Annotated in this window: 21 protein-coding genes; 5 read left to right on the forward strand and 16 right to left on the reverse strand. The window is 71.6% G+C overall.

Annotated features, from left to right (window positions below; all coding sequences use genetic code 11):
* Positions 1 to 127 precede the first annotated feature (127 nt).
* The 3 genes from ACIO1C_RS08650 to ACIO1C_RS08660 all read right to left on the reverse strand — a co-directional run bounded on the left by ACIO1C_RS08650 (position 128) and on the right by ACIO1C_RS08660 (position 3218).
* Complete coding sequence (locus tag ACIO1C_RS08650; protein WP_401860007.1) at positions 128 to 1615, reverse strand: hypothetical protein; 1488 nt, start codon at positions 1613 to 1615, stop codon at positions 128 to 130.
* 297 nt (positions 1616 to 1912) lie between these two features.
* Entirely contained in the window at positions 1913 to 2488 is a 576-nt protein-coding gene (locus ACIO1C_RS08655; protein ID WP_401860009.1) for an SMI1/KNR4 family protein, read from the reverse strand.
* 49 nt (positions 2489 to 2537) lie between these two features.
* Positions 2538 to 3218, reverse strand: coding sequence for a hypothetical protein (locus ACIO1C_RS08660; RefSeq protein ID WP_401860011.1), 681 nt, complete (start codon positions 3216 to 3218; stop codon positions 2538 to 2540).
* Between the two features lie 142 nt (positions 3219 to 3360).
* Here ACIO1C_RS08660 and dapA point away from each other — a divergent pair, with 142 nt between their 5' ends.
* Complete coding sequence (dapA, locus tag ACIO1C_RS08665; protein WP_401860012.1) at positions 3361 to 4260, forward strand: 4-hydroxy-tetrahydrodipicolinate synthase; 900 nt, start codon at positions 3361 to 3363, stop codon at positions 4258 to 4260.
* Between the two features lie 52 nt (positions 4261 to 4312).
* Here dapA and dapD read toward each other — a convergent pair whose 3' ends face one another.
* The 4 genes from dapD to ACIO1C_RS08685 all read right to left on the reverse strand — a co-directional run bounded on the left by dapD (position 4313) and on the right by ACIO1C_RS08685 (position 6563).
* Positions 4313 to 5311: a 2,3,4,5-tetrahydropyridine-2,6-dicarboxylate N-succinyltransferase gene (gene dapD, locus ACIO1C_RS08670; RefSeq protein ID WP_401860014.1), complete on the reverse strand. Its 999-nt coding sequence runs from the start codon at positions 5309 to 5311 to the stop codon at positions 4313 to 4315.
* An 80-nt stretch (positions 5312 to 5391) separates the two neighbouring features.
* Positions 5392 to 5595 carry a hypothetical protein gene (locus tag ACIO1C_RS08675; RefSeq protein WP_161310767.1) on the reverse strand — a complete coding sequence of 68 codons (204 nt, stop codon included), beginning with the start codon at positions 5593 to 5595 and terminating at the stop codon, positions 5392 to 5394.
* A gap of 82 nt (positions 5596 to 5677) precedes the next feature.
* Positions 5678 to 6214 (reverse strand): TetR/AcrR family transcriptional regulator, encoded by a 537-nt coding sequence (locus ACIO1C_RS08680; protein WP_401860016.1) that lies wholly within the window; start codon positions 6212 to 6214, stop codon positions 5678 to 5680.
* Between the two features lie 28 nt (positions 6215 to 6242).
* Entirely contained in the window at positions 6243 to 6563 is a 321-nt protein-coding gene (locus ACIO1C_RS08685) for a multidrug efflux SMR transporter (protein WP_161310765.1), read from the reverse strand.
* A gap of 57 nt (positions 6564 to 6620) precedes the next feature.
* On the opposite strand from ACIO1C_RS08685, the gene ACIO1C_RS08690 reads away from it, so the two are divergent.
* Positions 6621 to 7718, forward strand: a complete 1098-nt coding sequence (locus ACIO1C_RS08690; protein WP_401860018.1) for a hypothetical protein — start codon at positions 6621 to 6623, stop codon at positions 7716 to 7718.
* A gap of 89 nt (positions 7719 to 7807) precedes the next feature.
* Here ACIO1C_RS08690 and ACIO1C_RS08695 read toward each other — a convergent pair whose 3' ends face one another.
* From ACIO1C_RS08695 to ACIO1C_RS08730, 8 genes are all read right to left on the reverse strand, one after another.
* Positions 7808 to 8146 (reverse strand): metal-sulfur cluster assembly factor, encoded by a 339-nt coding sequence (locus ACIO1C_RS08695; RefSeq protein ID WP_161310764.1) that lies wholly within the window; start codon positions 8144 to 8146, stop codon positions 7808 to 7810.
* Positions 8143 to 8643: a Fe-S cluster assembly sulfur transfer protein SufU gene (sufU, locus tag ACIO1C_RS08700; protein ID WP_401860020.1), complete on the reverse strand. Its 501-nt coding sequence runs from the start codon at positions 8641 to 8643 to the stop codon at positions 8143 to 8145. The genes ACIO1C_RS08695 and sufU overlap by 4 nt, the downstream gene beginning before the upstream one ends.
* 10 nt (positions 8644 to 8653) lie before the next feature.
* Positions 8654 to 9940 carry a cysteine desulfurase gene (locus tag ACIO1C_RS08705; RefSeq protein WP_401860022.1) on the reverse strand — a complete coding sequence of 429 codons (1287 nt, stop codon included), beginning with the start codon at positions 9938 to 9940 and terminating at the stop codon, positions 8654 to 8656.
* A complete protein-coding gene (gene sufC, locus ACIO1C_RS08710; protein ID WP_327237162.1) occupies positions 9937 to 10701 on the reverse strand; it encodes a Fe-S cluster assembly ATPase SufC in 765 nt (254 codons plus the stop codon). Before sufC ends, ACIO1C_RS08705 begins: the two co-directional genes overlap by 4 nt.
* Before the next feature lie 7 nt (positions 10702 to 10708).
* Positions 10709 to 11032, reverse strand: a complete 324-nt coding sequence (locus ACIO1C_RS08715) for a non-heme iron oxygenase ferredoxin subunit (RefSeq protein ID WP_401860967.1) — start codon at positions 11030 to 11032, stop codon at positions 10709 to 10711.
* 2 nt (positions 11033 to 11034) lie between these two features.
* Positions 11035 to 12216: a Fe-S cluster assembly protein SufD gene (gene sufD / locus ACIO1C_RS08720; protein WP_401860024.1), complete on the reverse strand. Its 1182-nt coding sequence runs from the start codon at positions 12214 to 12216 to the stop codon at positions 11035 to 11037.
* A gap of 85 nt (positions 12217 to 12301) precedes the next feature.
* Positions 12302 to 13723 (reverse strand): Fe-S cluster assembly protein SufB, encoded by a 1422-nt coding sequence (gene sufB / locus ACIO1C_RS08725; RefSeq protein WP_401860026.1) that lies wholly within the window; start codon positions 13721 to 13723, stop codon positions 12302 to 12304.
* Positions 13720 to 14490: a helix-turn-helix transcriptional regulator gene (locus ACIO1C_RS08730; protein ID WP_401860028.1), complete on the reverse strand. Its 771-nt coding sequence runs from the start codon at positions 14488 to 14490 to the stop codon at positions 13720 to 13722. The genes sufB and ACIO1C_RS08730 overlap by 4 nt, the downstream gene beginning before the upstream one ends.
* Before the next feature lie 178 nt (positions 14491 to 14668).
* Here ACIO1C_RS08730 and ACIO1C_RS08735 point away from each other — a divergent pair, with 178 nt between their 5' ends.
* From ACIO1C_RS08735 to ACIO1C_RS08745, 3 genes are all read left to right on the forward strand, one after another.
* Complete coding sequence (locus ACIO1C_RS08735) at positions 14669 to 15604, forward strand: ABC transporter ATP-binding protein (RefSeq protein WP_401860030.1); 936 nt, start codon at positions 14669 to 14671, stop codon at positions 15602 to 15604.
* Positions 15601 to 16407 (forward strand): ABC transporter permease, encoded by an 807-nt coding sequence (locus ACIO1C_RS08740; protein WP_401860032.1) that lies wholly within the window; start codon positions 15601 to 15603, stop codon positions 16405 to 16407. Before ACIO1C_RS08735 ends, ACIO1C_RS08740 begins: the two co-directional genes overlap by 4 nt.
* 117 nt (positions 16408 to 16524) lie before the next feature.
* Positions 16525 to 17496: a heme A synthase gene (locus ACIO1C_RS08745; protein ID WP_401860034.1), complete on the forward strand. Its 972-nt coding sequence runs from the start codon at positions 16525 to 16527 to the stop codon at positions 17494 to 17496.
* Here ACIO1C_RS08745 and ACIO1C_RS08750 read toward each other — a convergent pair.
* A complete protein-coding gene (locus ACIO1C_RS08750) occupies positions 17473 to 18597 on the reverse strand; it encodes an amidohydrolase (RefSeq protein ID WP_401860036.1) in 1125 nt (374 codons plus the stop codon). The genes ACIO1C_RS08745 and ACIO1C_RS08750 overlap by 24 nt on opposite strands.
* Positions 18598 to 18617 lie beyond the last annotated feature (20 nt).

Here is an 18617-nt window from a genome sequence, read left to right on the forward strand (position 1 = left end):
AGCGCGGTGAGGATAGCAGTCCGGACACCCCTGCCTCCGGAGGCCCCGCCCCCCGCCACCACGACAAACCAAGCCCGTCCGGCGATTGAGGACAATCAGTAACAGCAACGCACACCGGGCAAAACGATCACACGCGCGACCGAGCGCGAAACGCGGCCTTGCGGGCCTCCTTGGAAACCCCCCTGTCCCGATGCAACCGCCCCATCGCCTCCAAAACGTCCGCCGTCGCCGGATGATCCACCCGCCACGCCGCGTCGAAGAAGCCACTGTGCTGCCCCACGAGCCCCTCCACGAGCTCCTGGAGCTCGTCCGGCTCCCCCTCCGCCGACAGCTGCGCGGCAATCGTGTCGATGGCCAGCCAGAAGATCATCGACTCCGGCGGCGCCGGCACCTCCCCCGCCCCCAGCTCCGCCAGCCAGACGCGGGCGAGGCCGCCCAGTTCCGGGGAGTCCAGGACCTCCCGCACCGCGGGCTCCGCCTCCGCGCCGACCAGGGAGAGCGCCTGCTGGCAGTGGAGGCGGCGCAGCGGCGCCCCCGGGTCCGTGCCGCGGGCCGCCGCGAGCAGGTCGCGCGCCGCGTCGACGGGGGCGCGGCGGGCCAGCCACTGTTCGGTCTCGGCGCGCGCGGAAAGCTCGGGGAAGTGCGCGACCCCGTCCAGCAGCGCGCGTGCGTCCTTGTCGGCGAGGTCGCCGACCGCCGGCGCGTCCACGCCGGCCTCCAGCATGCGGGACCTGATCCCGTAGAGGCCGAGGGGCGTCAGCCGGACCATGCCGTACCGGGAGACGTCGTCCTCATCGACGGGCAGGGCGGATTCGGCTCCCTCCGCGTCCTCGACCATCAGGGCCTCGTCCACGGGCGTGTACGTGACGAGCCCGATCGGCTCCAGCAGCTGGAACTGGTCGTCCAGCCTCATCATCGCCTCGGAGACCTGCTCCAGGATGTCGTCGGTCGGCTCGCCCATGTCGTCGGGGACGATCATCGACGCCGCGAGCACGGGCAGCGGTACGGGCCCCTCGGTCGCGCCGCCGTCCGCGACGGTGAGCAGGTAGAGGTTGCCGAGGACGCCCTCCAGGAACTCCGCCTCCGCCTCCGGGTCCCAGTCGAGCGCCTCGAAGTCGATCTCGCCGTCGTCGCCGATGACGGCGGCCAGGTCGTCCAGGATCGGCGCGGTCGCGTCGGCGAAGACCACGTCGAGGGCCTCCAGCCAGAGCGGCAGGATGTCCTGCGGGGCGCCGGAGGTGATCAGCCCGAGCTGGGCGCCCGCGGTGACGCTCCCGGTCGCCTCCCCCGCCTCGGAGGCCTCCTCACCGGAGTCGTCCGGGTCCTCGACCGCCACCAGCCCGGTGTCGACGGCGACGCGCCACGCCTCGCTGGCGTACGCCTCACCGTCCCCCTCCTCCAGGTCGTCGCCGGGCTCGCCGAGCCCGAGCACCTCCGCCGCGGCGGGCAGCTGTTCGTCGACGAGTTCGCCGCCGGCGCCGACCCGCGTGCCGGGTCCCGCCCAGCGGGCGAGGCGTACGGCGCGGGCGAGCAGCGGCGCGGCGAGCGCGTCCCGCGCCAGCTCCGCGTCCGAGGGCAGCCGCACCGGCGGCAGGGAGGTGCGATCTCCGGGCATCTGGTGGTTCTCCTCGCGGCGTACACGGTCGGGGCAGGCCCCAGCGCGGCGTACACGGTCGGGGCGGGCCCCCAGCGTAGACGTATTCGGCCCCTCGCCACCGGCTCACCGGGCGCCCCGGCCGATCCTGAGGGCCGGCACCCCGGAGTGGTGTTCTCGGGAGCGGTGGTCCCGCACGTTCGCGGTGATGGCCTGTCGGCGCACGCCCCCTGACGCGCGCCCTCATCACCCGGTCCGACCCTGAAGTCCGACCGTGCCGTGCGGTGGAACTCAACGCTCCCGAGGTGGTCGTGGTGGTCAGACCACGACGTCGTACCAGGGCCGGCGGGTGGTGGACCAGAGTCCGACCCAGCCGGCGAAACCGTCACCCGCGGCGGTGGCCCCGAACACCGCCCCGAACGGTGCCGCGCCCACGTCGCTGATGTTCCAGAGCCGGCCCCGCTGCGGGCCGGTGACGACGAGGTGCCAGTACATGCCGCAGCCGTCCGTGCCCAGCACCACGCTGCCGTGGTTGCTGACCGCGTCGATCAGCGGCTCTATCTCCTCGTACGGGCGTGGGTCGTCCTCCCACACCCAGGCCTCGGTCAGCGGGAAGGGCTCGGCGAGCACCCGCTGGGTCTCGTCGGGGCCCCAGTCGGCGGGCAGCGCCGCCAGCGGTATGAGGCCGTCGATGTCGGGTGGTCCCTCGCTGCATCCGTCGCATATCTCCGCGACCAGCGTGCGGTACGGCTCCGGGAGGACGATGTCGTGGGCGCGCTCGAAGGCGCGGACCCCGTCCCAGCCCAGCGGCGGCAGACAGTGCTCCGCCGGGAAAGCCGCGCGCAGCGCGTCCAGTTCGCCCCTGTAGGCGTGTTCGTTGTCCATACTCTCCATGTTCTCCATTGGACCAGTGCGGGACGGTTGTGGACCATCGGCGCACCGGTCAGCCCGACGCCCCTTCCGGCACCGAGTTGTTCGGTGCCCCGTCGCCCACGGGCGGCAGATCGCCCCGCTCCACGGGCGCGGTCGGGAGGTTCTTGGGCAGCAGCGCGTCCAGCTCCGCGTCGTTCGCGGGGCGGGCGGCCGCCGCGGCGCGGCGCAGGGTGTCGCGGTCCACGGTGTGGCGCCGGGCGGTGAGGCGTACCACGTGGCCGTCCTCGGGCCGTGCGTATTCGTGGAGTTGGCCGGATGTGCGGTACCAGGCGGCGCCGTCCTTCTCGCACGCGACAACTCCGCCCGTCCCGCCGATGGGGGTGCCGGGGCAGGTGCTCGCGGTCAACGTGCCGCGTTCCACGGCCAGTTCGATCTGGGTCCCGCCCCGCGGGGTGACGTACACGCTGTGGAAGCCGTCGTCGCCGAGGACGCCGGCGGACTGCGGGGCGACCGCGAAGCCGGCCACGTCGGTCACCCGGATCAGCTCGATCGCGGATTGCGAGTACCGCGCCCGCGCCTCCAGTTCGGACCGGTCGACGATGGGCCGGGCCGTCGGCGGGGTGGGGTCCGCGGACGCCTTGGGCTTGCCGCCGTCGTCCGCCGTGCCCGCCTTCTCCGTACCGCAGCCGGCCGACGCGAGGACGAGCGTCAGTGCCGGCAGGAGCAGTGGAGCGCGGAGCGAACGAGTCATGCCGTGCATCCTGCCCCATTCCGAACGCGTTATCGATCCCCATTCGACGCCAATGTCGGGCGTTTTCTGTTCAGCTTTACTTCATTGTGGAACGAAGAAAATCTAAGTGGACCTTCACGGTGGGGTGGCGGAGACTGCGGACATGACCACTCCGCGTCCGTTCGGCCGCGCCCTGTGCGCGATGATCACTCCGTTCACCGCCACCGGCGCCCTGGACCTGGACGGCGCCCGCGAGCTCGCGGCGCGTCTGGTGGCCGAGGGGTGCGACGGGCTGGTCCTGAACGGCACGACCGGTGAGTCCCCCACCACCACGGACGCGGAGAAGACCACGCTCGTCCGGGTCGTGTGCGAGGAGGTCGGCGACCGCGCGTTTGTGGTGGCCGGGGTGGGCAGCGCCGACACGCGGCACACCGTCGCGCTGGCGCGTGAGGCCGAACAGGCGGGCGCGGACGGCCTGTTGGTCGTGACGCCGTACTACAGCCGCCCTCCGCAGGCCGCCGTCGAGGCGCACTTCCTGCGGGTCGCGGACGCGACGGGTGTGCCGCTGATGCTCTACGACATCCCGGGCCGCACGGGCACCCGTATCGAGCCCGCCACGATGCTGGCGCTGGCCGCCCACCCGCGGGTGGTGGCGGTGAAGGACTGCGCGTACGACCTGCTCGGCAGCTCCCTGGCGATCGCCCGGACGTCACTCGCGTACTACTCGGGCTGCGAGGAGCTGAATCTGCCGCTGTACGCGGTCGGCGGGGCCGGATACGTCAGTACGGTGGCGGGTGTCGCGCCCCGGCAGATGCGGGCGGTGCTCGACGCGTACGACTCCGGTGCCCGCGCCGAGGCCGTACGGCTGAACCAACTCACCCTGCCGCTGGTCGAGTCGATGATGGCGTCGGGCCTCCCGGGCACGGTCACCGCGAAGGCGCTCCTCGACGGCCTGGGGCTGCCGGCGGGACCGGTCCGCGAACCGCTGCTGCCCGCCGGCCGGGAGACGGCCGACGGGCTGCTGGCCACGTACGGGGAGCTGCTGCACGCGGCGCGGCGCTGAACCGTCCGTGGTGCGAACGCGGCCGGTGGTACGAACTCAGCCGCGCGCGCCCTCAGTTGTGCTGGTGCAGGATGTCGTTGAGGCCGCCCCAGACCGCATTGTTCGGGCGGACCTCGACCGTGCCCGTGACCGAGTTCCGGCGGAAGAGCATGTTGCTCGCGCCGGACAGTTCGCGCGCCTTGACGATCTGGCCGTCGGGCAGCGTGACGCGCGTACCGGCCGTGACGTACAGCCCCGCCTCGACGACACACTCGTCGCCGAGCGCGATGCCGATGCCCGCCTCCGCGCCGATCAGGCAGCGTTCGCCGATGACGATGCGCTCCTTGCCGCCGCCGGAGAGCGTGCCCATGGTGGAGGCGCCGCCGCCGATGTCGGTGCCGTCACCGATGACCACACCGGCGGAGATCCGCCCCTCGATCATGGAGGTGCCGAGCGTGCCCGCGTTGAAGTTGACGAAGCCCTCGTGCATGACGGTCGTCCCGGCGGCGAGGTGCGCGCCGAGGCGCACCCGGTCGGCGTCGGCGATCCGGACGCCCTTGGGCGCCACGTAGTCGGTCATGCGGGGGAACTTGTCCACCGAGGTCACCTGGAGGTGCAGCCCCTCGGCGCGGGCGTTGAGCCGCGCCGCCTCCAGCCCCTCCACGGGAACCGGGCCGAGCGAGGTCCAGGCGACGTTCGCGAGCACGCCGAACAGCCCGTCGAGGCTCTGGCCGTGCGGCGGGACGAGGCGGTGGGAGAGCAGGTGGAGGCGGAGGTACGCGTCGTGCGCGTCCAGCGGCTTGTCGTCGAGCGAGGCGATGACCGTACGGACGGCGACCACCTCGACCCCGCGGCGCGGGTCGGGTCCGACGGCCTTGGCCGCGCCCTCCCCGAGCAGTTCCACGGCGCGCGCGCCGGACAGCCGCTCCGTGCCGGCGGGACCGGGCTCGGCGAGGAGTTCGGGCGCGGGGAACCAGGTGTCGAGGACGGTCCCGTCCTCGGTGAGCGTGGCGAGCCCGGCGGCGGCGGCGCCGGTGGTACGGGGGGAAGGGGAGGAAGACGTGTCGGTCATGCCCTGAACCTAACCGTCCCGGGCCCGCTCGGGCCAACCGGTCCCGGGCCGACCGGCCCCTCACGGCACAGGGTGCGGCGTCAGCTCAGCCTGTTGCCCTCGGCGCCGCCCGCCGGGTGGTCGACGTCGTCCTCGGCGCGCGGCAGTTCGCGGTGGCCCTCGGAGTGGTGGTTGACCCAGCCGCAGACCCCGCAGCTGTAGCGGCCGTCCAGCCCGGCGATCAGCGTGCCGCACTGCCTGCACTCGGCGTAGGTGATCTCGGGACCCGAGGGAGGGATGCTCACCGGCCCAACCTACCGCCGGGACGGCGCACCGGGACCGGCGCACCGAAGGACCGCGGACGGACCGCCACGGGATCAGGGGATGTCAGGGGATGAGCCGCCCCAGCATCTCGCGCGCGTACGCCGCGTCGTACACCGCGTCCGTGAGCAGCACCTGGAGGCAGATCCCGTCGATCAGCGCGACCAGCGCCCGCGCCGTGACGGGGTCGGTGCGCCGCGCCAGGATCTCGGTGACGGCGTCCGCCCACTCGGCGGCGACCGGCCGCAGTACGGGCCTGCGCAGGGCCGCGAGGTAGAGGTCGAACTCCAGCTCCACGCCCGTACGGTCCCCGGCGAGCCACTCCCCGATGATCCTGGCCAGCTCCGCCGCCATGTCGGAGGTGGGGTCGGCGAGCGCCTCGCTGTCCCGTACGGCCGCCGCGAAGCCTTCGTTGACCTGCCGCAGGGCGGCGGCCAGCATCTCGTCCAAGGAGGCGAAGTGGTAGGTCGTGGAGCCGAGGGGCACGTCGGCCTCGGCGGCCACGGTCCGGTGGCTGAGCCCGGCGATCCCGCTGTGCCCGACCACCCGCAACGCGGCGTCGGTGATGCGCTGGCGCCGGTCGGGGTCGTAGCGGCGGCTCATCGGCGGGCTCCTCCGGGGTGGCGGCTCATCAGTGGGCTCCTCCGAGGTTGAGGACAACCACCCCGGCGATCACCAGGGCGAGCCCGGCGATCTTGACGGGGCCCGCCGACTCGTTCATGAAGATCATGCCGATGGCGGCGATCGCGGCGGTACCGGTACCGGCCCAGATCGCGTAGGCCGTGCCGATGGACAGGGTCTTGAGCGTCTGCGCGAGCAGGCTGAAGGCGATCAGATAGCCGGCCACGGTCAGCAGCGAGGGCCAGAGCCTGGTGAATCCCTCGCTGTACTTCATGGCCGTCGTACCGGCCACCTCCGCCGCTATCGCCCCGGCGAGCAGTCCATATCCCATGCGTACGAGTGTACACATCGATGCGTACGACCGTACACAGCGCGGACCCGCTACGGTGTGGCGTTCGAACGTGAGCACGAGGCGGGGGGCCGGGCAGTGGCGCAGGGCACGGGGACGTACGGGAACGGGCCGTATGGATGGGGAGGCTGGGCGCCGCCCAAGCCGGGGGTCATACCGCTGGGCCCGCTCGGCCTGTCGGAGATCATGAACGGCGCCTTCGCGACGGTGGGGCGCTACTGGAAGCCCTTGCTCGGCGTGGCCTGCGCGGCGTACGGCCTGGCGGCGCTGGTGGCCGGCGTGGCGGTGGGCATCGCGGTGGCCGGGGTGGGTCTGTCCGGCCTGTCCACCCTCGGCGACCTGGACGCGGAGTGGGGCCGGTCCGCCGGGCTTCTGGTCGCGGTGTGCGGTGTCGGCGCCGTCGCCCTGGTGGCGGTACTGGCGGCGACCGCGCTGACCACGGCCGCCTGCCCGGCGGTCGTCCAGAACGCCGTCCTGGGCCGTCCGGTCACCTTCCGCACGCTCTGGCGCCAGGCGTCCGCCCGCGTCCCCGCGGTGCTCGGCGTGGTGCTGGTGACGGGCCTGATCGGCATGGTCCCGGCGCTGCTCCTCGTGACGGGGGTCGCGGCCTCCGTGGTGGCCGCCGTCAGCACGAACGGCCCGGGGAACGCGACGGCCTTCATCGCACTCGGCTTCGCGGGCTTCGTACTCACCGCGCCGCCGGCCGTCTGGCTCTGGACCCGCTTCATCCTGGCCCCGACGGCGGCGGTCGTCGAGTCCCAGGGCCCGCTCACGTCCTTGCGCCGCTCGTCCCTGCTGGTCCGCGGCTCCTGGTGGCGTACGTTCGGCATCACGCTGCTCGCGTACGCGGCGGCCTCCGCCGCCGCCATGGTCGTCCAGCAGGCGCTCAACGTCCTGGGCCTGTTCGCGAGCACGGCCCTGACGGCCCCCGACAACGGGACGGACACGGCACTCGCGCTGGTCGCGGTCCTCGTCCCCCTGGGCCTGGCGGTCCAGCTGATCGCCCAGATCGCCACCACGGTCTTCCCCCAGCTGGTCCTGAGCCTGATCTACATGGACCGCCGCATCCGCACCGAAAACCTGGCCCCCCACCTGGCCGAAGCGTCCACGACCGTACCGACGCCCCCCGCCCCCTGAGGCACGCGCGCCTCACGCGTGAGGGCCCCCGACCGGACAGGTCGGGGGCCCTCAGCGGCGATACGACAGTGCCGCACCGGCGATACGGCTCAGACGTTGAAGCCCAGCGCGCGGAGCTGTTCGCGGCCGTCGTCCGTGATCTTGTCCGGGCCCCACGGCGGCATCCAGACCCAGTTAATCTTGAGTTCGCTGACGATGCCGTCCGTCGCCGACTTCGCCTGGTCCTCGATCACGTCGGTCAGCGGGCAGGCCGCGGACGTCAGGGTCATGTCCAGGGTGGCGATGTTGGCGTCGTCGATGTGGATGCCGTAGATCAGTCCGAGGTTGACGACGTCGATGCCCAGCTCGGGGTCGACCACGTCGTACAGGGCCTCGCGGACCTCCTCCTCGGAGGCGGGGGTCATGGTCACGGTCTCGTTGTCGCTCATGCCGTCTCCTTCGTCGGGCGGTCGTTCGGGCCGTCGTCCTGGCCACCGGCCGGTGAGGCCGCGAGGGCCTTGGCCGTCGCGTCCTTCCAGGCCATCCAGCTCAGCAGGGCGCACTTGACGCGTGCCGGGTACTTCGAGACGCCGACAAACGCGACCGCGTCCTCCAGCACCTCTTCCATCGCGTCGTCCGGTTCCAGCTGGCCCTTGGACTGCATCAGCTCCAGGAAGGTGCCCTGGATCTTCTGCGCCTCGGCCAGCTCCTTGCCGACGAGGAGGTCGTTCAGTACGGACGCGCTGGCCTGGCTGATGGAGCAGCCCTGGCCCTCGTACGAGACGTCCGCGATCAGCGAGCCCTCGTACCGCACCCGCAGGGTGATCTCGTCACCACAGGTCGGATTGACATGGTGCACCTCGGCGTCGCCGTCCCGCAGACCGCGCCCGTGGGGGTGCTTGTAGTGGTCCAGGATGACGTCCTGGTACATCGAATCCAGCTTCACGGCTCAGTCCTCATCCGAAGAAGTTACGGACGTGCTCCAGCCCTTCGACCAGGGCGTCGACCTCGGCGGGTGTGGAGTACAGATAGAAAGACGCCCGCGTGGTCGCCGGAATTCCGTACCGCAGGCAGACCGGCCGCGCGCAGTGGTGGCCGACCCGGACCGCGATGCCCTGCTCGTCGAGCACCTGCCCCACGTCGTGGGGGTGGATGTCTCCCAGGGTGAAGGAGATCGCGGCGCCGCGCTCCTCGGCCGTGGCCGGGCCGATGATGCGCAGGCCGGGCACGTCCAGCAGGCGCCGCACCGCGTACTCGGTGATCGCCTGCTCGTGCGCGTGGATCTTGTCCATGCCGATCGCGGAGAGGTAGTCCACGGCCGCGCCGAGGCCGACGGCCTGGGCGATCGGGGGCGTACCCGCCTCGAACTTGTGCGGCGCGGGGGCGTACGTGGACGAGTGCATCGACACGGTCTCGATCATCTCGCCGCCGCCCAGGAACGGCGGGAGGTCCTCCAGCAGCTCCTGGCGGCCCCAGAGGACGCCGATGCCGGTGGGACCGCACATCTTGTGGCCGGTGAAGGCCACGAAGTCGGCCTGGAGGGCCTGGACGTCCACCGGCATGTGCGGCGCGGCCTGCGAGGCGTCGATCAGCACCAGGGCGCCTACCTGCTGCGCCCGCCGGACGATCGCCTCGACCGGGTTGACCGTACCCAGGATGTTGGAGACCAGCACGAAGGAGACGATCTTCGTCTTCTCGGTGATGACCTCGTCGATGTTGGAGAGGTCGAGCCGGCCGTCGTCGGTGAGGCCGAACCACTTCAGCTTCGCGCCGGTGCGCTGCGAGAGCAGCTGCCACGGCACGATGTTGGAGTGGTGCTCCATCTCCGTGATGACGATCTCGGTCTCGTGGTCCACCCGGTAGGGCTCGTCGGCCCAGCCGAGCATGTTGGCCACGAGGTTGAGCGACTCCGAGGCGTTCTTGGTGAAGATCACCTCGTCGCGGCTGGGTGCGTTGATGAAGGCGGCGACCTTGTCGCGCGCGCCCTCGTACAGCGCCGTGGCCTCCTCGGCGAGCACATGCACGCCACGGTGGACATTGGCGTTGTGCTGCTCGTAGTACTCGTTGAGGGCGTCGAGCACCTGGCGCGGCTTCTGGGACGTCGCCGCGTTGTCCAGGTAAACGATCTTCTTCCCGTCATGGACCACACGATCCAGCAGGGGGAAGTCCTTGCGGATCGCCTCGTCGAGCAGCCGGCTCGACGGCGTGCTCGTCGGTGTGAGGAGGCCCGGCAGCTGTGTCACGCGGTGACGCCACCCTTCGTGTACGCCTCGTAGCCCTCGTTCTCCAGCTTGTCGGCCAGCTCCGCGCCGCCGGACTCGGCGATACGGCCCTGGGCGAAGACATGCACGAAGTCGGGCTTGATGTAGCGGAGAATCCGCGTGTAGTGCGTGATCAGCAGGGTGCCGACCTCGCCGGTCTCCTTGACGCGGTTGACGCCTTCGGAGACGACCCGCAGCGCGTCCACGTCGAGGCCGGAGTCGGTCTCGTCGAGGATCGCGATGTGCGGCTTGAGCAGTTCGAGCTGGAGGATCTCGTGGCGCTTCTTCTCGCCGCCGGAGAAGCCCTCGTTGACGTTGCGCTCGGCGAAGGCCGGGTCCATCTGGAGACGCTCCATGGTCTCCCGGACCTCCTTCACCCAGGTGCGCAGCTTGGGGGCCTCGCCGCGGATCGCGGTGGCCGACGTCCGCAGGAAGTTCGACACGGAGACGCCGGGGACCTCGACGGGGTACTGCATGGCGAGGAAGAGGCCGGCGCGGGCGCGCTCGTCGACGGTCATCGCGAGGACGTCCTCGCCGTCGAGGGTCACCGTGCCACCGGTGATCGTGTACTTGGGGTGGCCCGCCAGCGAGTAGGCGAGGGTCGACTTGCCGGAGCCGTTGGGGCCCATGATGGCGTGCGTCTCGCCCTGCTTGACGGTCAGGTCGACGCCCTTGAGGATCTCGCGGGGGCCGCCCTCCGCCTCGACGGTGACGTGCAGGTCGGTGATTTCAAGCGTAGCCATAGGGGACTCAAGACTCCTGGGTGACGGAGACGAGCACATCGTCCCCTTGGATCTGTACGGGGTATACGGGGACGGGGCGCGTCGCGGGAAGACTCGACGGCTTGCCGGTACGGAGGTCGAAGCTGGAGCCGTGCAGCCAGCACTCGATCATGCAGTCCTCGACCTCGCCCTCCGAGAGCGACACGTTCGCGTGCGAGCAGATGTCGTTGATCGCGAACACCTCGCCCCCGGTGAGGACGACGGAGACGGGCGTGCCGTCGAGTTCCACCCGCTTCGGGGTGTCCTCCTCCAGCTCGCCGAGACCGCAGGCGCGGACGAAGGTGGTCGGCACACTCACAGCGCCGCCTCCAGCTCCGTCTCGATCTTCGTCAGCAGGCGCTCCTCGACGTCGGGCAGCCCGATCTGCTGGACCAGCTCGGCGAAGAAGCCGCGGACGACGAGGCGGCGCGCCTCGGCCTGCGGGATGCCGCGGGACATCAGGTAGAAGAGCTGCTCGTCGTCGAACCGGCCCGTCGCCGAGGCGTGTCCGGCGCCGGCGATCTCGCCGGTCTCGATCTCCAGGTTCGGCACGGAGTCGACCCGGGCGCCGTCCGTGAGGACGAGGTTGCGGTTCATCTCGTACGTGTCGGTGCCTTCGGCCATGACGCGGATGAGCACGTCGCCGATCCAGACGGCGTGGGCGTCCTGGCCCTGGAGCGCGCCCTTGTAAGCGGCGTTGGACTTGCAGTTCGGCGCGTTGTGGTCGACCAGGAGGCGGTGCTCCTGGTGCTGGCCGCGGTCGGTGAAGTAGAGGCCGAACAGCTCGGCCTCGCCGCCGGGGCCCGCGTACTGGACGCGCGGGTGGAGCCGTACGAGATCGCCGCCGAAGGTGACGATGATCGACTTGAAGGAGGCGTCCCGGCCGATCAGCGCGTTGTGCTGGGCGACGTGGACTGCCTTGTCGTCCCAGTCCTGGACGGAGACGACGGTGAGCTTCGCGCCGTCGCCGATCAGGTAGTCGACGTTCCCGGCGAGCACCGCGTCACCGGTGTGGTCGATGACCACGACGGCCTCGGCGAAGGCGCCGAGCTCGATGACCTGGTGCGCGTAGGCGGTGCCGCCCTCGCCGTGGACGTCGATCCTGATCGGTTCGGCCAGGACGGTCTCCTTGGCCACCGAGACGACCGAGGCCTTCTCGAAGGAGGAGTACGCCTGGGCGGCGATCCGGTCCACCGGCGTACCGGCCTTGCCGATGCGCGCGTCGTCGCGGCCGACGGTCTCGACGGTGACGCCGTCGGGGGCGGTCACCTCGACCGTGACGCTGCCGTCCGTGGCGACGGCGGTGCCGTCGTGCAGACCACGCAGCCGCTCCAGCGGCGTGAACCGCCACTCCTCCTCACGGCCGTGAGGGACGGGGAAGTCCGCCACGTCGAAGGAGGGGGGCGCGCTCATGCGCGTGGCGACGGTCGACTCGGCGGCCACCGCGATCGAACCGGCGGTGGTGGATCCCGCCGGAATGTTCTGAGCCTCAGCCATGGCTGTCGTGGTGCTCACTCTCTGCCTCTGGGACGGGGGAACGAGGGGGCCGGGCGGGTCGCCGCCCGGCCTGGTGGCGGGTCCGTCAGCCGACGGAGCCCTCCATCTGGAGCTCGATCAGCCGGTTGAGTTCCAGCGCGTACTCCATCGGCAGTTCCTTGGCGATCGGCTCGACGAATCCGCGCACGATCATCGCCATCGCCTCGAACTCGGAGAGGCCGCGGCTCATCAGGTAGAAGAGCTGGTCCTCGGAGACCTTGGAGACGGTCGCCTCGTGCCCCATGGACACGTCGTCCTCGCGGACGTCCACGTACGGGTACGTGTCGGAGCGCGAGATGGTGTCGACCAGCAGCGCGTCGCACAGCACGTTGGACTTGGAGCCGTGAGCGCCCTCGCCGATCTCGATGAGACCGCGGTAGGACGTACGGCCGCCGCCGCGCGCCACCGACTTGGAGACGATGTTCGAGGAGGTGTTCGGGGCCATGTGGACCATCTTGGCGCCGGCGTCCTGGTGCTGGCCCTCGCCCGCGAAGGCGATGGACAGCGTCTCGCCCTTGGCGTGCTCGCCCATCAGGTACACGGCCGGGTACTTCATGGTGACCTTGGAGCCGATGTTGCCGTCGACCCACTCCATGGTCGCGCCCTCGTACGCCACGGCGCGCTTGGTGACGAGGTTGTAGACGTTGTTCGACCAGTTCTGGATGGTCGTGTAGCGGCAGCGGCCGCCCTTCTTGACGATGATCTCGACCACGGCGCTGTGCAGCGAGTCCGAGGAGTAGATCGGGGCCGTACAACCCTCGACGTAGTGGACGTACGCGTCCTCGTCGACGATGATCAGCGTCCGCTCGAACTGGCCCATGTTCTCCGTGTTGATACGGAAGTAGGCCTGGAGCGGGATGTCGACGTGCACGCCCTTCGGCACGTAGATGAACGATCCGCCGGACCACACGGCCGAGTTCAGCGACGCGAACTTGTTGTCGCCGACCGGGATGACCGTGCCGAAGTACTCCTGGAAGAGCTCCGGGTTCTCCCTGAGCGCGGTGTCGGTGTCCTTGAAGATGACACCCTTCTCCTCCAGGTCCTCGCGGATCTGGTGGTAGACGACCTCCGACTCGTACTGCGCGGCGACACCGGCGACGAGGCGCTGCTTCTCCGCCTCGGGGATGCCGAGCCTGTCGTACGTGTTCTTGATGTCCTCGGGCAGGTCCTCCCAGGACTCCGCCTGCTTCTCCGTGGACCGCACGAAGTACTTGATGTTGTCGAAGTGGATGCCGGAGAGGTCGGAACCCCAGCTCGGCATCGGCTTCTTGCCGAAGAGCTTGAGGCCCTTGAGCCGCAGCTTGAGCATCCACTCCGGCTCGTTCTTCTTCTGGGAGATGTCGCGCACGACGGCCTCGGAAAGACCGCGCTTCGCGGCGGCGCCGGCGGCGTCCGAGTCGGCCCAGCCGAATTCGTACGTGCCCAGGCCATCGAGTTCGGGGTGGGCGGTCTCCGTGGGGAGCGTCATGCGGGGTTCCTCCCGGCGTTGCTTTCGGATGCTTGCTCAGTGGTGTGCGGGGACGGGCTCTGCGGGGACGCGGTGGCTCGGGGGATGAACGTCGTGCAGACCCCGTCGCCGTGGGCGATCGTGGCCAGCCGCTGTACATGCGTACCGAGCAGCTGGGAGAAAAATTCCGTCTCCGCCTCGCACAGCTGGGGGTACTGCTCCGCGACGTGCGCGACCGGACAGTGGTGCTGGCAGAGCTGCTCGCCCTGCTGGTTCGCCGCGCCGCGCGCCGTGGCAGCGTAACCGTCGGCGCTCAGGGCCTTGGCCAGCGCCTCGGTACGTCCGCCCGGCCCGGCGGCCTCGACCACGTCGGCGTACCGCCCGGCCTCGGCCTGTGCGGCGATCCGGGCGCGGGCGAACGCGGCGACGGCCGCCTCACCCTGCTCCCCGCCGCCGGCCGCGGTGGAGATCCAGCCCAGCGCCTCGGCGGCGAGCTTGTCGTACGACTGGTCGAAGGCGTCCCGGCCGCAGTCAGTCAGGGCGAACACCTTGGCGGGCCTGCCGCGGCCGCGCGAGCCGTAGACCCGCTGGTCACGCGCCTCCACGACGGCATCGGCCGCGAGGGCGTCGAGATGGCGGCGGACCGCCGCCTGCGTGAGCCCCAGCCGCCCCGCCAGATCGGAGACGGTGGACGGACCGTGGTCCAGGATGGAGCGCGCGACGCGGTTGCGCGTGGAGCGCTCGCCGGTCGCGAGTTCCTCCTGCGGAGCCTCGCCCAGGTATTTCACAACGCCATTGTTGCGTAATTCCCTCGGCACTGACAACTACTGTCCAGAACCGGGCGCGGTGGAATTGATCACTTAGGGTTACCTAAGAAAGGGCTTTTCAGCCGGTCCGGGCGGTTCCGGCAGTCGCATTTCGGCCCCGGGGACCCAGGGCCGTTCGGCCCTGCCTAGACTCCCCGACATGCACAGCGTCGCCGGTGAACCCGTGGTCGAGATCCGGGGACTGATCAAACGGTACGGCGGGAAGACCGCGGTCGACGGCCTGGACCTGCGGATCGGGGCCGGTACGGTCACCGCGGTCCTCGGCCCCAACGGAGCCGGCAAGACCACCACGGTCGAGATCTGCGAGGGCTACCGGCGGCCGGACGCCGGCACGGTACGGGTCCTCGGGCTCGACCCCGTCGCCGACGCGGCGCGGCTGCGCCCCCGCATCGGCGTGATGCTCCAGTCCGGCGGCGTCTACTCGGGCGCGCGCGCCGGTGAGATGCTCCGCCACATGGCCCGGCTGCACGCCCACCCGCTGGACGTGGACACGCTCATCGAGCGCCTGGGCCTCGGCGACTGCGGCCGTACGGCCTACCGGCGCCTCTCCGGCGGCCAGCAGCAGCGGCTCGCCCTGGCCCTGGCCGTCGTGGGCCGCCCCGAGCTGGTCTTCCTGGACGAGCCGACCGCCGGGCTCGACCCGCAGGCCCGCCGCTCCACCTGGGACCTGGTCCGCGAGCTGCGGGCCGCCGGGGTCGGAGTCGTACTCACCACGCATTTCATGGACGAGGCCGAACAGCTCGCCGACGACGTCGTGATCGTCAACGCGGGCCGGGTGATCGCCCAGGGCAGCCCGGAGGACCTGTGCCGGGGCGGCGCGGAGAACACCCTGCGCTTCACCGGCCGCCCGGGGCTGGACCTCGGCTCGCTGCTCAAGGCGCTGCCCGACGGCTCGGCGGCCGCCGAGCTGACGCCGGGCGCGTACCGCATCGGCGGCACGATCGACCCGCAGCTGCTCGCCACGGTCACCTCCTGGTGCGCGCAGCACGGCGTGATGGCGTCGGGGATCGCCGTGGAGCGGCACACGCTGGAGGACGTCTTCCTCGAACTGACCGGCAAGGAGCTGCGTCGATGAGCACCGGTACGAGCCCGGGGACCGGCCTGCGCGCGGGCGGCGGCTCCACCTACGCCCCGGCGCCCGGCGCGGCCCCGCTGGCGCGCATGATCGCCGCGCAGACGGCGTTCGAGACGAAGCTGCTGCTGCGCAACGGCGAACAGCTGCTGCTCACCGTGATCATCCCCTCGCTCCTGCTGGTGCTGTTCTCGACGGTCGACGTCGTGGACACGGGCGCGGGCGAGGCGGTGGACTTCCTGGCGCCCGGCGTCCTGGCGCTGGCCGTGATGTCCACGGCGTTCACCGGCCAGGCCATCGCCACGGGCTTCGAGCGGCGGTACGGAGTGCTCAAGCGCCTCGCCGCGTCACCGCTGCCGCGCTGGGCCCTGATGACCGCCAAGACGCTCTCCGTCCTGGTCACCGAGGTGCTCCAGGTCGTCCTGCTGACCGTGATCGCCTTCGCCCTGGGGTGGTCGCCGCACGGCAACCCGCTGGTGGTCCTGCTGCTGCTCGTGCTGGGCACGGCGGCCTTCTCGGGCCTCGGCCTGCTGATGGCGGGCACGCTCCGGGCGGAGGCGACGCTGGCCGCGGCGAACCTGGTCTTCCTGCTGCTGCTGGTGGGCGGCGGGGTGATCGTGCCGCTGGACAGGTTCCCGGAGGGGGCGCAGAGCGTGCTCGGGCTCCTGCCGATCTCGGCGCTCTCGGACGGCCTGCGGGACGTGCTCCAGCACGGCGCCGCGACCCCGTGGGGGGACCTCGGGATCCTGGCGGCGTGGGCGGCCGTGGGGCTGGGGGCGGCGGGCACGTTCTTCCGCTGGGAGTGAGCGTTCCGCCCCGGCACACCCCAGCCCGTCCGGCGCTTGAGGACACCCCCCGCGGCGCCGGCCCCAAGACGCGGCTTACGTACCCCTCGTGAAAACCCGCACAAGCTCCCGCCTACGATGGTTCGCGTGTTGACCCCCCTCGCCTACATCGCCCGGCGCTGGACGCCTTCGCCCCGTACGCTCCAGCGCGCCGCCCTCGGCGCCGTGTTGATGAGCGTGGTGATCGTCGTCACCGGAGGCGCGGTACGGCTGACCGGTTCCGGGCTCGGCTGCGACACCTGGCCCAAGTGCACCGACAACAGCCTGGTCGCCACCCCCGAGCAGGGGATCCACGGCGCCATCGAGTTCAGCAACCGCATGCTGACGTACGTGCTGTGCGCGGCCGTCGGCTGGGCGATCATCGCGGTGCGCTCCGCGAAGCCCCGGCGGCGCGGGCTCACCCGGCTCGCCTGGTCGCAGTTCTGGATCGTGATGGGCAACGCCGTGCTCGGCGGGGTCACGGTGCTCGCGGGCCTCAACCCCTGGACGGTGGCGGGGCATCTGCTGCTCGCCATGACGCTCCTCACCGTCACCACGGTGACCTGGCTGCGTACCCGCGAGGGCGACGGCACCCCCCGCCCGCGCGTGCCGGGTCCCGTACGGAAGCTGTCCTGGGCGCTGACCGCCTCCACGGTCGTCCTGGTCGTGGCGGGCACGGTCGTGACCGGCTCCGGGCCGCACGCGGGCGACAGCAGCGACGTACCGCGGATGCCGTTCGACTGGACGACCACCGCCCATGTCCACACCGCCGCCGCCTGGGTGGTCTGCGCGCTCTCCGTCGCCCTGTGGCTGGTGCTGCGCGTGGTGGACGCCCCGCCGGACACCCGGGCGATCGCCCGCAACCTGCTGCTGGTGCTGCTCGCGCAGGGCGGGATCGGCTATGTGCAGTACTTCACGGACGTGCCCGCCGTGCTGGTCGGCTTCCACATGCTCGGGTCGTGCCTGGTGTGGGTCGGGGTCGTACGGGTCGCGATGAGCCTGCGCGAGCGTCCGGTGACCGCCGCGGAGATCCCCGCGCAGCCCGGCTCACGGCTGTCCGCGGCCGTCTGACAGACCGTAGAGCCGGCGGGCGTTGCCCGCCGCGATCATCCCGGCGACCCGCTGCGCGTCGGCGAGCGACCACGCCCCGTCGGCGACCCAGCCGCCCAGCACGCGGACCAGCGCCTCCCGGAACACCCGGGCACCCACGACGTGCAGTTCGGGCAGGGCCCGCGCCCCGCTGGAGAACAACAGCTTCCCGAACGGCGCCAGTTCCAGGATCTCCGCCAGTACGGCCGCGGCCCGCGCGCCCGTGTGCGCGAGGGCGGGCCCGAGGTCGGCGTACACATGCGGGAAGACGCTGGTCAGCTGCGCCGCGTGCCGGTGGTACGGGTAGGCGCCCAGGAGCACCAGATCGGTGCCGAGCCCGGCCGTGGCGCTCGCGAAGGCGGTGACCAGCGCCGGGTCGGCGCCGCCCGCCGGGGCGCGGGCGTCGCGCGCGCCGGTGTGCAGTTGCAGCGGCAGTCCGGAGCCGAGGGCGAGCCAGAGCAGGTGCCGCAGCAGCACCGGGTCGTCCAGCGGCCCGCCGGGGCCCCGCACCGCGAGCCAGCTCCCCGCCGCCGCCCGTACCTCGGCGTGCCCGGGCGGCTCGGGGGCCAGGGCGAGCCCGTGCCGCACCCCCGCCACCGAGGTGAAGGCGACCGCCGTGGCGGCGGCGTCGTGGACGGACTGGGCGAGCCGGGCCAGGAGGTCGGCGACCCCGCAGGAGGTGTCCGCGACCCGCTCGGCGAGGGGTTCCAGCCGGACGATCTCCCGGGCGTCGGCGGCCCCGGCGGCGGCGATCTCCCCCGGTCCCGTCAGTTCGCCGGGCAGTCCGGTGTCCACCAGGTAGGTGGTGACGCCGGTGGAGCGCAGCAGCCGTCTGCCGGATTCCAGGACGCCCAGCTCCCGGCGGCGCGCGAGGTAGTGCGCGGGCGGGCAGTGCGGTTCGAGGTCGAGGAGCGGCGGGCACCAGCGCCGTACGGCGAAGCCGGCCTGGGTGTCGAAGAAGGTGGTGCCCGGCGCGGCGGGGCCCACCCGGCCGCCGAGCTGGGCCTCGAAGGTGCCGAGGCCCAGCTCCGTGCGGAGCACGCCGTGGCAGTACTGGTCCACGAGGGACACTGTTTCGATCATCGGGGTTCCCGTCGTGGACC

This window comes from Streptomyces sp. NPDC087420, from assembly GCF_044744165.1.
Classification (GTDB): domain Bacteria; phylum Actinomycetota; class Actinomycetes; order Streptomycetales; family Streptomycetaceae; genus Streptomyces.

Bases quoted from the DNA above. Each gene is read 5' to 3' on its own strand.
- ACIO1C_RS08735 (WP_401860030.1), top strand. From the start codon at position 14,669: ATGCACAGCGTCGCCGGTGAACCCGTGGTCGAGATCCGGGGACTGATC.
- dapA (WP_401860012.1), top strand. From the start codon at position 3,361: ATGACCACTCCGCGTCCGTTCGGCCGCGCCCTGTGCGCGATGATCACT.
- ACIO1C_RS08750 (WP_401860036.1), bottom strand. From the start codon at position 18,597: ATGATCGAAACAGTGTCCCTCGTGGACCAGTACTGCCACGGCGTGCTC.
- sufD (WP_401860024.1), bottom strand. From the start codon at position 12,216: ATGGCTGAGGCTCAGAACATTCCGGCGGGATCCACCACCGCCGGTTCG.
- ACIO1C_RS08650 (WP_401860007.1), bottom strand. From the start codon at position 1,615: ATGCCCGGAGATCGCACCTCCCTGCCGCCGGTGCGGCTGCCCTCGGAC.
- ACIO1C_RS08655 (WP_401860009.1), bottom strand. From the start codon at position 2,488: ATGGAGAGTATGGACAACGAACACGCCTACAGGGGCGAACTGGACGCG.
- ACIO1C_RS08745 (WP_401860034.1), top strand. From the start codon at position 16,525: ATGGTTCGCGTGTTGACCCCCCTCGCCTACATCGCCCGGCGCTGGACG.
- ACIO1C_RS08685 (WP_161310765.1), bottom strand. From the start codon at position 6,563: ATGGGATATGGACTGCTCGCCGGGGCGATAGCGGCGGAGGTGGCCGGT.
- ACIO1C_RS08695 (WP_161310764.1), bottom strand. From the start codon at position 8,146: ATGAGCGACAACGAGACCGTGACCATGACCCCCGCCTCCGAGGAGGAG.
- ACIO1C_RS08740 (WP_401860032.1), top strand. From the start codon at position 15,601: ATGAGCACCGGTACGAGCCCGGGGACCGGCCTGCGCGCGGGCGGCGGC.
- dapD (WP_401860014.1), bottom strand. From the start codon at position 5,311: ATGACCGACACGTCTTCCTCCCCTTCCCCCCGTACCACCGGCGCCGCC.
- ACIO1C_RS08660 (WP_401860011.1), bottom strand. From the start codon at position 3,218: ATGACTCGTTCGCTCCGCGCTCCACTGCTCCTGCCGGCACTGACGCTC.
- sufC (WP_327237162.1), bottom strand. From the start codon at position 10,701: ATGGCTACGCTTGAAATCACCGACCTGCACGTCACCGTCGAGGCGGAG.
- sufB (WP_401860026.1), bottom strand. From the start codon at position 13,723: ATGACGCTCCCCACGGAGACCGCCCACCCCGAACTCGATGGCCTGGGC.
- ACIO1C_RS08680 (WP_401860016.1), bottom strand. From the start codon at position 6,214: ATGAGCCGCCGCTACGACCCCGACCGGCGCCAGCGCATCACCGACGCC.